11 protein-coding genes are annotated in these 14032 nt (G+C 66.3%); 5 read left to right on the top strand and 6 right to left on the bottom strand.

Features of this window, described 5'->3' with window-relative positions; genetic code table 11:
• Positions 1-168 precede the first annotated feature (168 nt).
• Positions 169-2361: a glutamine synthetase III gene (locus tag IT430_07160; GenBank protein MCC6907701.1), complete on the top strand. Its 2193-nt coding sequence runs from the start codon at positions 169-171 to the stop codon at positions 2359-2361.
• Between the two features lie 115 nt (positions 2362-2476).
• Complete coding sequence (locus IT430_07155; protein MCC6907700.1) at positions 2477-3022, top strand: hypothetical protein; 546 nt, start codon at positions 2477-2479, stop codon at positions 3020-3022.
• 159 nt (positions 3023-3181) lie between these two features.
• Here IT430_07155 and IT430_07150 read toward each other — a convergent pair whose 3' ends face one another.
• From IT430_07150 to IT430_07125, 6 genes are all read right to left on the bottom strand, one after another.
• Positions 3182-4207 (bottom strand): 2-oxoacid:ferredoxin oxidoreductase subunit beta, encoded by a 1026-nt coding sequence (locus tag IT430_07150; GenBank protein MCC6907699.1) that lies wholly within the window; start codon positions 4205-4207, stop codon positions 3182-3184.
• 82 nt (positions 4208-4289) lie between these two features.
• Positions 4290-6191, bottom strand: a complete 1902-nt coding sequence (locus IT430_07145; GenBank protein MCC6907698.1) for a 2-oxoacid:acceptor oxidoreductase subunit alpha — start codon at positions 6189-6191, stop codon at positions 4290-4292.
• A gap of 243 nt (positions 6192-6434) precedes the next feature.
• Positions 6435-7685 (bottom strand): glutamine-hydrolyzing carbamoyl-phosphate synthase small subunit, encoded by a 1251-nt coding sequence (gene carA, locus IT430_07140; protein MCC6907697.1) that lies wholly within the window; start codon positions 7683-7685, stop codon positions 6435-6437.
• Between the two features lie 85 nt (positions 7686-7770).
• Positions 7771-8706 carry a dihydroorotate dehydrogenase gene (locus IT430_07135; protein MCC6907696.1) on the bottom strand — a complete coding sequence of 312 codons (936 nt, stop codon included), beginning with the start codon at positions 8704-8706 and terminating at the stop codon, positions 7771-7773.
• A 61-nt stretch (positions 8707-8767) separates the two neighbouring features.
• Entirely contained in the window at positions 8768-9988 is a 1221-nt protein-coding gene (locus IT430_07130) for an NAD(P)/FAD-dependent oxidoreductase (GenBank protein ID MCC6907695.1), read from the bottom strand.
• A gap of 36 nt (positions 9989-10024) precedes the next feature.
• Positions 10025-10687 carry an RNA pseudouridine synthase gene (locus IT430_07125; protein MCC6907694.1) on the bottom strand — a complete coding sequence of 221 codons (663 nt, stop codon included), beginning with the start codon at positions 10685-10687 and terminating at the stop codon, positions 10025-10027.
• A 51-nt stretch (positions 10688-10738) separates the two neighbouring features.
• Between IT430_07125 and IT430_07120 the strand changes: the two genes are divergently transcribed.
• The 3 genes from IT430_07120 (at position 10739) to IT430_07110 (ending at position 14026) form a co-directional block, all read left to right on the top strand.
• A complete protein-coding gene (locus IT430_07120; protein ID MCC6907693.1) occupies positions 10739-11506 on the top strand; it encodes a ComF family protein in 768 nt (255 codons plus the stop codon).
• 143 nt (positions 11507-11649) lie between these two features.
• The gene (locus IT430_07115) at positions 11650-12816 is read left to right on the top strand and encodes a hypothetical protein (protein MCC6907692.1); all 1167 of its coding nucleotides are present in this window, start codon (positions 11650-11652) and stop codon (positions 12814-12816) included.
• Between the two features lie 121 nt (positions 12817-12937).
• Positions 12938-14026 (top strand): Rieske 2Fe-2S domain-containing protein, encoded by a 1089-nt coding sequence (locus tag IT430_07110; GenBank protein MCC6907691.1) that lies wholly within the window; start codon positions 12938-12940, stop codon positions 14024-14026.
• The last annotated feature ends 6 nt before the right edge of the window (positions 14027-14032 follow it).

Here is a 14032-nt window from a genome sequence, read left to right as displayed (position 1 = left end):
GCAGGGGCAAAGCGGCAGGCAACAGGCGAAAGTCTCAGCGCGGACGCGGGTTTTTCTTGCCTTTTGCGTTCGGGCCGCGATGCTTGCTGCTTCACGCGGCGTGCGCATCGGGCTGGAGCCGCCGCGACTGGGTCACCTCAATCTCGCACCAGAAGGAGCAGGAGCGCGATGAGTCTTGGAGCGGCAAGGCACGACGCCATTCTTTCCGTCATTCGCTGGCGGTCCGAGAGTCCGTCGATCAACTTCCTCGAAAAGAGCGCCGAAGCGCTCTTTGCCGAAAACGTCTTCAACGAAGAGCAGATGCGCAAGCGCCTGCCCAAGGACGTGTTCCGCCGCCTCCAGCAGACCATCCAGATCGGCGAGCCGCTGGCGCCTGACGTCGCCGACGTCGTCGCCAGCGCCATGAAAGAGTGGGCGATCGAGCGCGGCGCCACGCACTACACCCACTGGTTCCACCCCCTCACGGGACTGACGGCCGAGAAACACGACTCGTTCCTCTCTCCGACGCCCGACGGCAAGGCCGTTACGGAATTCTCCGGCAGCGCGCTCATCCAGGGCGAACCGGACGCGTCGAGTTTCCCCTCGGGCGGCATTCGCGCCACCTTCGAGGCGCGCGGGTACACCGCGTGGGATTGCACGAGCCCCGCATTCATTCGCGAGAACCCCAACGGCACGGTGCTGTGCATTCCCACCGCGTTCGCATCGTGGACGGGCGAGGCGCTCGACAAGAAGACGCCGCTGCTCCGCTCCGACGATGCACTGAGCCAGCAGGCGATGCGGGTGCTCAACCTGCTGGGCGACGGCAGCAATGTCTCCCGCGTGTACACCACCGTCGGCGCCGAGCAGGAGTACTTCCTGATCGACTCGCACTACTTCTTTTCGCGGCCCGACCTGGTCACCTGCGGCCGCACGCTCATCGGCGCCAAGCCGCCCAAGGGTCAGCAACTCGAGGACCACTACTTCGGCGCGATCCCGCAGCGGGTGCTCGCGTGCATGCTCGAAGTGGAGCGCGACCTCTACCGCCTGGGCGTGCCGGTCAAGACGCGACACAACGAAGTTGCGCCCGGGCAGTACGAAATCGCGCCGACCTTCGAGCGGTCGAACATCGCCGCTGACCACCAGATGCTGACCATGTCCACGCTCGATCGCGTGGCGCGCAAGTACGGCATGCACTGCCTGCTGCACGAGAAGCCCTTCGCCGGTGTGAACGGCTCGGGCAAGCACACGAACTGGTCGATGTCCACCAACACGGGCGTGAATCTGCTCGAGCCCGGCGACACGCCGCATGACAACATGGTGTTCCTCGTGTTTCTCTGCGCGGTGATCGCCGCAGTGGATCAGTACGCGCCGCTCATTCGCGCGTCGATTGCCTCGCCGGGCAACGACCACCGGCTCGGGGCCAACGAGGCGCCGCCGGCCATCCTGTCGATTTTCCTCGGCGATCAGTTGAGCGAAGCGCTTGAATCGATCGTGACGGGCAAGGGCGCTTCCAAACGCGCCGCAACGCTCAAGCTCGGCGTGACCACGCTGCCGCATCTGCCGCGCCACTTCGGCGACCGCAACCGCACGAGCCCCTTCGCCTTCACCGGCAACAAGTTCGAGTTCCGCGCCGTAGGGTCATCCGCGTCGATCGCCTGGCCTTGCACGGTCCTCAACACCGTGGTGGCCGACACGCTCGCGCAAGTCGCCGACTCGCTGAGCAAGGAGATCGGCAAGGACCCCACGCCGGTCAAGGTGCGCGACGCGGTCACCAAGGTCGTCAAGCAGATCTACAAGGACCATGGCCGGATCATCTTTAACGGCGACAACTATTCGCAGGCCTGGCAGGACGAGGCCGAGAAGCGCGGCCTGCCGAACATCCGCAACAGCGTCGATGCGCTCATCTCGATGGTCAACAAGGAATACACGGCGCTGTTCAGCCGCCACGGCGTGCTCAACAAGCGCGAGTACGAGTCGCGCTTCCACATCAAACTTGAGCGCTACAACACGACGCTGGCAATCGAAGCGGCGACGCTGCTGTCGATGGCGCGCACGATCATTCTCCCAGCCGCGCTGCGCTACCAGTGCGAGGTCGCCGAGGCGATCGCAGCCACCGAGGCCGCCGGCCAGCAGTGCGAGCACGAGATGCAGATGCTCAGCGAGATCATCGCGATGGTCACGAACCTGCGCGGCGGCATCAGCGAACTCGACGCCATGCTCGCAAAGGAGCACCACAACATCGGCGCCCACGGCGCGGCGATCCGCGACGAGATCATCCCGATGATGGCCCGGCTGCGCGAGCACTGCGACCGCCTCGAGATGGTCGTCGCCGATGACCTCTGGCCGCTGCCGACGTACCGCGAACTGCTCTACGTGAAGTAGACCGCGCCGGCCGGGCGGGGCGCGCCGGGGATCATGCTGCGCGGCCGGAATCGGCCCGGGCGGGACAAGCGATCGCCCCGCCGCGATGGTACACTTGGGCGCAGAGGGATCGCCCATGGGCGCAGCGCCGCAGCAGCCGCAACCGACCGAGGATTCGCTCGATGATCTCGGCGACGAGACCTACGACGTGATGCCGCCGGTCGAGCGAGGTCCGGTGGCGCTCTGGCAGCCTCCGACTCCGGTTGAGAAGGAACGGACCTGCCCCAAGTGCGGCTACGACATGCGCGGCATCACGAGCGACAAGTGTCCGGAGTGCGGCACGGAGTATCGCGAAGCTATTCTCCACAAGAACGATCAGGCCGTAATGTTCTACTGGCTGCTGTCGTTCCGCTGGCTCGCGTATGGCGTGCTGCCCATGTTCATCTGGGCGCTGGTCGCTTGGCTGATGCTCTTTCTCGGCGCCAAGGCGGGGTACGGGACGTATGCCTACATCGCTGCGTTCGCATCGGGCATCGTCTGCGCTCTGGGCCTGGCGTTCTGGAGCGCCTCGCAGGCGTTCGAGGAGCACGACGAAGTGGAAGGGTTGATCCTCGCCGTGGCCGTCATGCTCGGTGTGGGCTTTCTGAACTTCTCGACCCTGCACGTACTGCTGTCCATCTGAAGCACTTCACGTCGATCGCACTCGTCAACATACGCCGCCGCTCTGCAGATGGTGGACCAGTCGTTTCGATGCTGGCCGCAGAAAGCAAATCGCCTGCGGCTTACTCCGCAGGCGATTCTTCATTCTCGCACATCGGCGGGAGACCGGCTTCAGCGGCGCTTATTCGCCCACAGTCCACGTTGAGCCTGAGTGGATGAGCTTTTCGAGATTGCCTTCGCCCCGCTGTTCGATGGCCTTGTTCATCTGCGCCGTGAGCATGTCTTCGTAGCACGGCTTGTGGATGCGGTGGAACACGCCCACCGGCTCGGGCATGCCCTGCTGGTGGCTCATGCGGCTGAGCAGGAAGGCCAGCGCCGGGTCCGTCTCGTCGTGGAAGAGCAGGTCATCTTCCTTGACCTTGTCGAGGCTGACGACTTCGAGTCGCGTGGAGTTGAGGCGGACCCCCTTGTCGCGGTTGGCGCCGAACACCAGAGGCTTGCCGTGCTCGAGCAGCACGGTCGTCTCGCGGGCGGTGTCCTTTTCGGTGGCGTAGAAGAAGGCCTGGTGGTTGAAGACGTTGCAGTCCTGGTAGATTTCGACGAACGCGCTGCCGCGATGGTTGGCGGCGGCCTTGAGCACGTCGCCGAGGATGTTGAGCCCGCCCTTGTTCACGTCGGTGCAGCGGGCCACGAAGGTCGCCTCGACGCCCAGCGCGAAACTGATGGGATGAATCGGATGGTCGATCGAACCCATCGGCGTGGACTTCGTGCGATGGCCTTCGAGGCTGGTCGGCGAATACTGGCCCTTGGTCAGGCCGTAGATGCGGTTGTTGAACAGCAGCACCTTGATGTTGACGTTGCGGCGGAGCATGTGCATGAGGTGGTTGCCGCCGATGGACAGCCCGTCGCCGTCGCCGGTCACGAGCCACACATCGAGTTCCGGATTGGCGGCCTTGACGCCCGTGGCCACGGCCGGCGCCCGCCCGTGGATGCCGTGGATGCCGTAGGTGCCCATGTAATACGGGAAGCGGCTCGAGCAGCCGATGCCCGAGACGAAAACGTAGTTTTCCTTGCGGTGGTTCAGGTCAGGCAGCACCTTGCGCACCGCGGCGAGGATGGCGTAGTCGCCGCAGCCCGGGCACCAGCGCACTTCCTGGTCGGTGGCGAAGTCTTTGGCGGTGTACTTGGGAAGTTCGATCTGCGTCATGAGTTTCTCGATTCAGTCGGTCTGTCGACCATTGGCCGGTCGCTTGGTTTGGTACGGTCCGCGTCGAGGCGCCGTTCGATGTCTAGCGGGCGATGATGCCCTCGATCTCGGCGACGAGTTCGGAGACGAGGAACGGCTTGCCCTGCACCTTGTTGATGCCCACGGCGTCCACGAGGAAGTGATCGCGGATGATGCGGATCAGCTGCCCCTTGTTGAGTTCCGGCACGATAATGTGCTTGAAGCGACTGATGATGTCGCCCAGGTCCGGCGGCAGCGGGTTGATGTGCCGCAGGTGCACCGTGCCCACCTTCTGCTTGTGCTTGAGCAGCCGCTCGGTGGCGGCATGGAGGGCGCCGTAGGTGCCGCCCCAGCCGATGATGAGCGCATCGCCGCTCGACTCGCCCTGGATTTCGGTGGGCGGAATGTCCTGCGCGACTTTCTCGACTTTGGCCTGGCGGAGATCGACCATGCGCTGGTGGTTGCGCGGGTCGTAGCTCACGTTGCCGGTGTTCTCGGCTTTCTCGAGGCCGCCGACGCGGTGCTCGAGTTTGGGAGTACCCGGAATCGCCCATGGCCGGGCGAGATTCTCATTGCGCAGATAGGGCAGGTAGACGTTGTTGCCTTCGCCGTCGGCGTCGTCGCTGTGTCCGTTGAACTCGGTGGCGTGTTTGATCTCGATGGGCTTCATCGCGCCGACTTGCGGCAGCAGCCAGGGCTCGGCGCCGTTGGCGATGTAGCCGTCGGTGAGCAGCATGACCGGCGTCATGTACTTGACCGCCAGGCGGACAGCCTCGACGGCGGCGTCGAAGCAGTCGCCGGGGCTGCGTGCGGCGATGACGATGCACGGGCACTCGCTGTTGCGGCCGTACACCGCCTGCAGGAGGTCGGCCTGCTCGGTCTTGGTCGGCAGGCCGGTGCTCGGCCCGCCGCGCTGCACGTTGACGATGACCACGGGCAGTTCGGTCATGACCGCGAGGCCAATGCCTTCGCCCTTGAGCGCGATGCCCGGCCCGCTGGACGCGGTGATCGCAATGTCGCCGGTGAATGAAGCGCCGATCGCGGCACAGATCGCGGCGATCTCGTCTTCCATCTGCAGCGTCTTGACGTGGTAGTTCTTATACGCGCTGAGGAAGTGGAGAATGTCCGACGCCGGCGTGATGGGATAGCCGGCGTAAGTGAGCGTCTTGTTGGCCAGCCTCGCGCCTGCGATCAGCCCAAGCGCGGTGGCTTCGTTGCCGGAGATCTGCCGATACTTGCCCGGCGCCAGTTTGGCTTTGGGCACGACGTATCGGCTCTGGAACATCTCCGCCGTCTCACCCATGTAGTAGCCGGCCTTGAGCGCCTTGATGTTGAGTTCCGCCAGTTCCGGCTGGTTCTTCTTCTTGGCGAACAGGTTGGTGAGGTGCTTGATGGTCGGCTCGAGCGAGCGGTCGAAGAGCCAGTACACGATGCCCAGCGTGTACATGTTCTTGGCCCGGCCAATCGCCTTGGCCCCCATGCCCGTCTCGGCCAGCGACTCTTCGCACAGGCGCGAGATGGGAATCTTGAAGAGTCTGAATTCCTTAAGCGACTCGTCTTCGAGCGGGTTGCTCGCGTACCCGGCCTTTTTGAGGTTGTTGTTGTTGAACGCGTCTTCGTTGACGATGAGGATGCCGCCGCCCTTGAGGTCGGCGATGTTGGTCTTGAGCCCGGCAGGGTTCATCGCGATGAGCACATCAACCTTGTCGCCGGGCGTGTAGATCTCGGTGCTGGCGAAGTTGACCTGGAAGCCCGACACGCCGGGCAACGTGCCCGCTGGGGCGCGGATTTCGGCGGGAAAGTCGGGAAATGTCGCCACGTCGTTGCCGTACATCGCGGAGGTCGTGGTGAACTCGCCGCCGGTGAGCTGCATGCCGTCGCCCGAGTCGCCGCAGAACCGGATTACGGCGCTCTCCAGAGTCTCAGTTGCGTATTGGCGATTGGCGGCCGTGGCTGACGTGTTCATGAGATGCAGCGTCCTTCTTCTCGCGTGTGCGTGATCGGCGGTGTGCGGTGCGGAGAAAGTCCAAAAAATGCCGGGAAACCCGGGCGAGGCTTGACGTCCTCAACCAGCCTGCAGCCCGCTCGCCTGTCAATTCGGTAACTATAGCAGGCACCATCGGCGTTCGGGAAGTGGGACAACACCCTAAGAGAGGTCTCCGGGCCAGCGCCGCCGCGATCCGGGGCGCCGCCCGACCGCGACCGGCCCTCAGACCGTGACGACCCCCGGCTTGACCGACTCCCAGGCCGCCTTCATTTCTTCGCGTGTGATCGGCCGGCGACTCTCCATCATCTGCAGGAAGCAGTCGAAGAGGTAGGCCGCGTCGTGTGGCCCCGGCGATGCTTCTGGGTGGTACTGGACGGCGAGGATCGGCTTGCTTCGGTGCCGGAACCCTGCCAGCGTCCCGTCGTTGAGGTTGATGTGGGTCGGCTCGCAGTCGGCCTGCTGGATGGAGTCGGTCTCGACGGCGAACCCGTGGTTCTGGCTCGTGATCTCGACGTGGCCGGTGAGCAGGTTCTTGACGGGCTGATTGGCGCCGCGGTGGCCAAACTTCAGTTTGTACGTCTTCGCGCCCAGCGCCAGGCAGAGCAGCTGGTGTCCGAGGCAGATGCCAAACGTCGGCACCTCGCCGGCGACCTGACGCAGCGTGTCGATGGTCGCATCGACTGCGGCGGGATCACCCGGCCCATTGCTGATGAACAGCCCGTCGGGCTTGAGTTCGCGGATCTGCTCGGCGGAAGCGTCGTAGGGCAGCACTTGCACCTCGCAGCCGCGCTCGGCGAGATGGCGCAGGATGTTCTGTTTGGCGCCGCAGTCGATGGCGACTACGCGCGGCCGGCGGGTTCGGCTGCGATGGCCGCTTTCATCCGTCAGGCCGGCCCAGTGCCCGAGATTCTGCGTCCAGCCGTATCCCTCACGGCTGCTCACGTCTGCGGCGAGATTGCTGCCGGCCATGCTCGGGCTGGCCTTGGCCCGCTCGATCAGTTGATCGTCGGTCAGTGAGGCATCAGCGCTGATCACGCCGCGCATGGCGCCCTCGGTGCGCAGGAGGCGCGTCAGGGCGCGAGTGTCCATACCTTCGATCGCCAGCACGCCTGCCTGCGCCAGCCAAGTAGAGAGGTCAACCGTCGCCCGGTGATTGCTCACGACCCGGCTCAGTTCGCGCACGACGAATCCGGCCACCTGGATGGACTTGCTCTCCATGTCCTCCGCGTTCACGCCGTAGTTGCCGATGAGCGGAGCGGTCATCGTCAGGATCTGCCCGGCGTAGGAGGGGTCGGTGAGCGACTCCTGATAGCCGCACATGGCAGTGTTGAAGACGACTTCGCCGGCCGTGGTCAGCGGATTTCCCGACTCGTCGGCGGTGGCGCCAAAGGCGCGGCCGTGGAAGATCGTGCCGTCTTCGAGCACAAGGCGCGCCAAGGGGCGGTCTGGAATTTGACTGCTCTTCTGATGCATGCTTCTCTCTGCGAAGTCGGCCCTCGAAGGGCGGGGTCGGCGGATTCAATGCGCGCTGGCCGGGCCGGACCATCCGCCCTTGTTTCTACATCTCCACCTGGCCGATGAGTTCGGAAACACTTGCACATCCCTGGCTGCTCACCCACCGCCCCAGCCCCGCCACGACGCGCAGGGGCAGTTTTGGATCTACAAAGAGCGCCGTGCCCATGCCCACGGCCGTCGCCCCGGCGAGGATGAATTCAGCCGCATCCTCCCACCGCATCACCCCGCCCAGGCCGATGATCGGCACGCCCGCCGGCCGGGCCGCGCTGCGATAGACGTCGCGCACCATGCGCACCGCAATGGGGTGGATCGCCGGGCCGCTGTAGCCCGCCGTGCCGTTGGCGATGCGCGGCTTGCGGGTGTGCACGTCGATGGCCAGGGCGGTGAAGGTGTTGATGAGCGTGAGCGCCTCGGCCCCGCCGTCGATCGCGGCCTGGGCCATCTTCACGATCGACGGCGCGTTGGGGCTCAACTTGACGATGAGTTTCGAGCGAGTCACGGCAGGCCGGACTTCGGCCAGCAGGTTTCGCAGCGACTGTGGATCCTCGCCGAACACCAGGCCGTCAGCCGTGTTCGGGCAACTCACGTTCAGTTCGATGGCCGGGATGTGCGGCGAGGCGTCGAAGGCAGACGCGATGGAGACGTAGTCGGCGATGCTGTTGCCGGCCACCGAGCCGATGACCGTCGCCGGGCAACTGGCGGCGCGGGGCAACTGGTCGCGCACGAACGCTTCGAGTCCCATGTTGGCCAGGCCGATGGCGTTGAGCATCCCGGCGGGCGCATCGAGAATGCGCCAGGGCCGGTTGCCCTCGCGCGGCTCGGCGGTGATGGACTTGGTCGTGACCGCGCCGATGCGCGACAGGTCGATCACATCGGCCATCTCATCGACGTACCCGCACGTGCCCGCGGCCAACACGACAGGGTTGCGAAGCAAAACTCCGCCGAGGTTCGTCGCGAGGTTAGTCTGCGCTTCACTCATGCGCCAGGCGGTCGGGACGATGGTAGTGCGCCAAGTTTCGTCTCGCTTGAAATCGATCGGATCAGACCGAGTTCCCCGCCACGTAGCCGCTCGACCAGGCCCACTGGAAGTTGTACCCGCCGATGCGGCCATCCACGTCGCAGATTTCGCCGACGAGAAACAAGCCCGGACAGAGGCGCGACTCCATCGAGTTCAGGTTGATCTCGCTCAGCGGCACGCCGCCGGCGGTCACTTCCGCGACGGCAAAGCCCTTGTCGCCGGAGATCGGCAGCGGCAGAGCCGTCAGGTGCTGCACCAGCAACCGGCGCGACTCGCGCGAGAGGCGGCTGACGGGCAGAGCCGGATCGATCTTTGCCTGCTCGCACAGCGCCCGGGTCAGCCGCTCGGGCAGAAGGCCGCGCAGCACGCTCGACACGCTCCGCCCATCGCGCGCCTGCAGCAGACGGTCGATCTCGTCGCGGCTCGTGAGCGGCAGCCAGTTGATGACGAGTTGAGTTTGCGGATCATCGGCCCGGGCGTCGAGGTAGTAGCGGCTGATGTCAAGGACCGACGGGCCCGAGAGGCCGAAATGCGTGCACAGCGTCGAGTCGGTGAACGAGACCAGCGATTTGCCTGATGCGGTTCGAACCTCCAGCGTCGCCGGGATCGTGAGCCCGCTCAGGGCGCGAATGAAGTGCCCCTCGGGCAGGCGCAGCGGCACCAGCGCGGGAAAGATGCGCGGCGTGATCGAGTGCCCGAGGCTTCGCGCAAGGTTGTAGCCGAATCCATCCGAGCCGGTCTTGGGAAGACTCTTGCCACCCGTGGCAAGCACGACGCGGCGGGCATCCAACTCGCCCCACGGCCCGCAGACTCTGAAGCCGCCGCCGTCTCGCTCGATTGCTTCGACGCGATGCGCCGGCTCGAGCGCCACGCCGATGCGCTCCACTTCGCGCAGCAGCGCTTCGAGGACCGTGGATGCATCATCCGTGGTGGGGAAGAGTTTGCCGGTCTCCTCGCGCTTGAGAGTGACGCCCAGTTCGGCGAAGAAGGCGACCGTCTGCTCGGCGGTGAACGCCCGCAGGACCTTGCGGATCGCATTGCGCGATGAGCCGGCAAAGGCGCGTTCATCGACGACGTCGTGCGTGACGTTGCACCGCCCACCGCCGGAAACGAGGATCTTGGCGCCGATGCGCGCTGCGCCGTCGAGCAGCACGATGCGGCGGCTACCTGAGTGCGATCGATCGCGCCGACCGGCCTGGATCGCCGTCATCAGACCCGCAGCGCCGGCGCCGATGATCGCCACGTCCGCTCGATGCATGGCCGACGATAGCAGGTCCGTTCAGATGCACCACTCGACGGGTGCGGGCGCTTCAACGCGATGACCTTCGATGACCAGGCGCCACGCGTGCAAGCCGAAGCGGCCGTCCCATTCCGGTCCGCCATAGAGATCGTCACCGAGCAGCGGGTGGCCGAGGTGCGCCAGGCCGGCGCGGATCTGGTGCCGCCGCCCCGGGCCGATCAGATCAACCTCGAGCAGTGTGCGACCGGGCGCCTCCTGTCGCACGCGCCACGCGCACCTGCCGCGTTCGCGCTCGCTGCCGGTGTCGCGGACGGTGATGCGGCGCGAGCGGCGGTAGCGCGACTGGAAGTAGAGATCGAACGAGCCGGCGCCGATTGGCCCCTGCACCATGGCCAGGTAGGTCTTGGCGATGCCGCCGTGCGGAGCGGCGATGAGCCCCTTGAGGCGCGCTGCCGACTCGGCGCTGCGGGCTGCAAGAATGCACCCGGAGGTGAGGTGATCGAGCCGGTGCACGAGCCCGGCTTCGGTCAGCTCCGCCTGCGCGGGGCATTGCCGCGCCAGCCAGTCCTGAAGCACCGGCTCCGCGTCGCCTTCTGCATCAGGATGCGCGAGGCGCACGCTGTGCCAGCCGCGCGGCTTGTTCACCACGATCCAGTCGTCGCACCGGGCGACGACTTCGGGTTGGCGATTGTCGCTGGTCATTCGCTGATTATCGCCGGGCCATCGCGGCGGGCTGGTCTATGCTGTTTCGCCATGAACTGGTCTGCGGCTTGGCTCAGCGCCGGAGAATGCATCGAGCGGGAATGGATCGGGGTGTCGCGGCCGCATCCGGCGCGCCTGCTCGACGGCGACCCGCGGGAGGGCCGGCCGCCGTTCGTGCCCGACGCCATCGGTGTGGCGTACTGCCCGCGCTGCGGCGGCTCAACCGGCCCCGGCGAGTTCATCGAGGGCAAGGGATGCGCCGCCTGCCGCAAGCGCCGCTTTCCCTGGGAGCGCCTCGTGCGGCTCGGGCGGCACCACGGCGATCTGCGCGACTGGGTGCACGAGATCAAATTTCACGCGTGGGATGCGATGGGTCTGGAACTGGGTAAGCGCCTCGGCCGCTGCCTGAAAGATGCAGGCGTGCAGGCCGACGCGGTCGTGCCCGTGCCCGCCTCGGCGTGGCGGAGATGGCGGCGCGGGATCGATCATTCGCGCATCATCGCCGCCGGGGCCGCCTCGGTGCTGGACTTGCCCCTGGCTCGGGCCATGAAGAGGAAAGGGCGCAAGCCCCAGCGGGCCGTGAGCCCGTCGCAGCGGCGCGAGAACATCCGCGGCGCGTTCAGCGTGAGGCGTCTGAACTTCCTGCGCAACTGCTCCATCGTGCTCGTTGATGATGTGACGACGACTCGCGCGACGCTCACCGAAGCCTGCCGCACCCTTGAGAGGCAGGCGGGGGTCGGCTCGATCACCTGCGCCGTGTTGACGGTCGCCGAGCCGGGGCGCGATGGTCCGGCGGCCCCGCCGACTGATCTCTTCTGAGATGGGCGCGGCGTGGCAGATCCGGCCGCCGCCGACTACCATTGGCGCGACAGCGGGATGCCGTCTCGGACATCCCGCTTTTTTTAGCGCCTGCCCCGTGCTTTTTTTCACGATCGCCGGGCGGCGCGATGGATGGTGGTGCCATGTCAAGCGACGTTCCCCGGAGTGACGGCGCAGCCGAACCCGATCCCGTCGAGGTCATCGGCCGGGAAGACCGCGAGGCGTATGCCCTGCACGAGCAGGCAGCGGCCCGGCAGAGCGCGGCAGTCGGTGCGCCGTCGATCGGTTTCGGTCGACAGATGCTGCAGCTGGTGCTCATCCCGGCGCTGATCGTCGGTGGCGTGCTGGCTGTCTGGCTCGTGGTCGTGTCGCTGGGAGGCAAAGCCCAGAGCCTGGGCAACGTGCTTGAAACACTGAGCAAGACCGGCGGCGGCGCCCCGGCCGACCAGGAGCGCGCCCGCACCGCGCTGAGTCTGCTGAGCATCATCGAAGAGGCGTCCGACCCGGCCGGCCCGGGGCTCTCGCAGGAAGACGAGCACCGACTCGCCAGCGAACTGCCCAAGATCGCCAGGCTCAACCGCGGCGGGCACGAAGAACTTTCGCGCGCCATCATGGGAACGCTCGGGCTGCTCGGCGACCCCTCCACGGTAGAAGTCTTCCGCGAGTTTCTGCAGTCGGACGATCCTGACGACTGGTTTGCCGCGGTCTCGGGGCTGCACGGTTGGCGGGGCGACATGGCGGCGCTGCGGCCTCTGGCGCCCGAACTGCTTCAGGTCCTGCGCAACGCGCCGCGGCCGACCGAAAACCCGCGCGACGACCGTCCGATCGACTCGCTGGTGCCCATCACCATGTCAGTGCTCGCGGTGGCGGCCGATCCGGGCGACATCGCCGTTCGCGAGGCGCTGGCTAAGGAACTGGGGGCCGCCTCGGGCGCCTCCAGGGATATCGCCTGGAATGCCGGGACGGCACTGGCGGTGATGGGCGACCAGCGCGGCATCCCGGTGGTGATGTCCCTGCTGGACCGTCAGTGGCTGAGTCAGCAGCCCTACGACGCCCGCGTGCCGGAGGGGCGGCTGATCGATCCCGCGTCACAGCGGAAGATCATCACCAGCACCATCAACGTGGTGGTCGGGTTCGACCCGCGCCTCAAGGGATTTGCCGTGCGGGTCGAGTCGCCGGCGGTCTGGGACCTGATTGCGAAACTGGCCGCGGATGATCCCGACAGCGCCGTCCGCGCCGCGGCCAAAGCGGCCCTGGACGCGCGCGAGGCGCAGCAGCAGTCCGCGGCGAGCGGCGAATCGGACGGCTGATGCATGAATTGAGCCGAATCATCTGAAGATGGTTCAGCGGGAGCGTATGATCTGAACCCAGGGTTCGGTCGCGTCGATCTGGACCCGCGGAAGCACCTGATTCCAGCGAGAGCGCGTCGAAATGGCGGAAACGCACAAGGAAATCGTCAAGGTCTGGATCGCACCCGGCTGCATCGTCTGCGACTCGTGCGAGACGGACTGCCCGGAGGTCTTCGATGTGCAGGAAGAGACCTGCGTCATCCGGCCGCCGGCCCTCAAGGCGGATTTCACCCGCCCGCTCACGCCCTCGATCATCACCGCGGCCGAGGGTTGCCCGGTCGACGTGATCAAGTTTGAGGCGATCGAGGTCGAAGGCCCCGAGCCGGCCGAGTGGGCCAAGCAGAAGGAAGCCGCAGGAGCTCCCGCAGGCGCCGGCGCCGAGGGAGGCAAGGGCGGAGGAGGCGCGGCCGCTGCAGCCGTCAGTTACGCTCCTCCCGATCCCAAGTGGATGCAGCTGCTCGAAGCGGCGCATGTCTCGGGCAGCCGGTCAGCGGGCGGGCCGCGCGCCATGGTGCGCACGGCCAAGGTACAGCCCGAGTCGATCCAGCAGGCGCTGCCGGTGGGCGCGCCGCCCGACGCCCAGTTCGCCACCATGGTCGGCACCGGCTACACGCGGCCCGGCAAATCCGTCGCCGAGCGCATCCGAGAGCGCGCCGAGAAAGTCAGTTCCGGCGCCGGCATGACGCGCCGCGGTTTCGGCGTCACGGTCGCCGCGGCGTGGGGCGCGCTTGTCTTCGTCGGCGCGACGTCCCTCGCGTGGTTCCAGTCGTTCATGATTCCCAAGGCGCCGATCCTGCCGCCCACGCGCGTCCGCGTCGGCAAACTCACGGCCTACACCGAAATAGGCGTCTACGAAGACTACAAGCCGCAGAACATCTGGGTCGTCACGCTCGAAGAGGAAGGCATCAAGAAGGTCGTCGCGATCAACACCGTCTGCACGCACCTGGGCTGCATTCCCAACTGGCTTCCGGCCGCGCAGATCTTCAAGTGCCCCTGCCACGGCTCGGGTTTCCGCAAGACGGGCATCAATTTCGAAGGCCCGGCTCCGCGCCCGCTCGAGCGCTTCAAGGTCGAGGTCGATGCGACCGGCACGCTCATCGTGGACAAAGGCACCAAGTTCCGCCAGGAACTCGGGCAATGGAGCAATCCGGCCGCTCAGATTCTGGTCTGAGTTCGA

Source organism: Phycisphaerales bacterium, from assembly GCA_020852515.1.
Taxonomy (GTDB): domain Bacteria; phylum Planctomycetota; class Phycisphaerae; order Phycisphaerales; family UBA5793; genus UBA5793.
The sequence above is the reverse complement of the archived record's forward strand: the minus strand, read 5'-3'. Positions and strand labels throughout refer to the sequence as shown.

Bases quoted from the DNA above. Each gene is read 5' to 3' on its own strand.
- IT430_07120 (MCC6907693.1), top strand. From the start codon at position 10,739: ATGAACTGGTCTGCGGCTTGGCTCAGCGCCGGAGAATGCATCGAGCGG.
- IT430_07150 (MCC6907699.1), bottom strand. From the start codon at position 4,207: ATGACGCAGATCGAACTTCCCAAGTACACCGCCAAAGACTTCGCCACC.
- IT430_07125 (MCC6907694.1), bottom strand. From the start codon at position 10,687: ATGACCAGCGACAATCGCCAACCCGAAGTCGTCGCCCGGTGCGACGAC.
- carA (MCC6907697.1), bottom strand. From the start codon at position 7,685: ATGCATCAGAAGAGCAGTCAAATTCCAGACCGCCCCTTGGCGCGCCTT.
- IT430_07110 (MCC6907691.1), top strand. From the start codon at position 12,938: ATGGCGGAAACGCACAAGGAAATCGTCAAGGTCTGGATCGCACCCGGC.
- IT430_07155 (MCC6907700.1), top strand. From the start codon at position 2,477: ATGGGCGCAGCGCCGCAGCAGCCGCAACCGACCGAGGATTCGCTCGAT.
- IT430_07145 (MCC6907698.1), bottom strand. From the start codon at position 6,191: ATGAACACGTCAGCCACGGCCGCCAATCGCCAATACGCAACTGAGACT.
- IT430_07160 (MCC6907701.1), top strand. From the start codon at position 169: ATGAGTCTTGGAGCGGCAAGGCACGACGCCATTCTTTCCGTCATTCGC.
- IT430_07135 (MCC6907696.1), bottom strand. From the start codon at position 8,706: ATGAGTGAAGCGCAGACTAACCTCGCGACGAACCTCGGCGGAGTTTTG.
- IT430_07115 (MCC6907692.1), top strand. From the start codon at position 11,650: ATGTCAAGCGACGTTCCCCGGAGTGACGGCGCAGCCGAACCCGATCCC.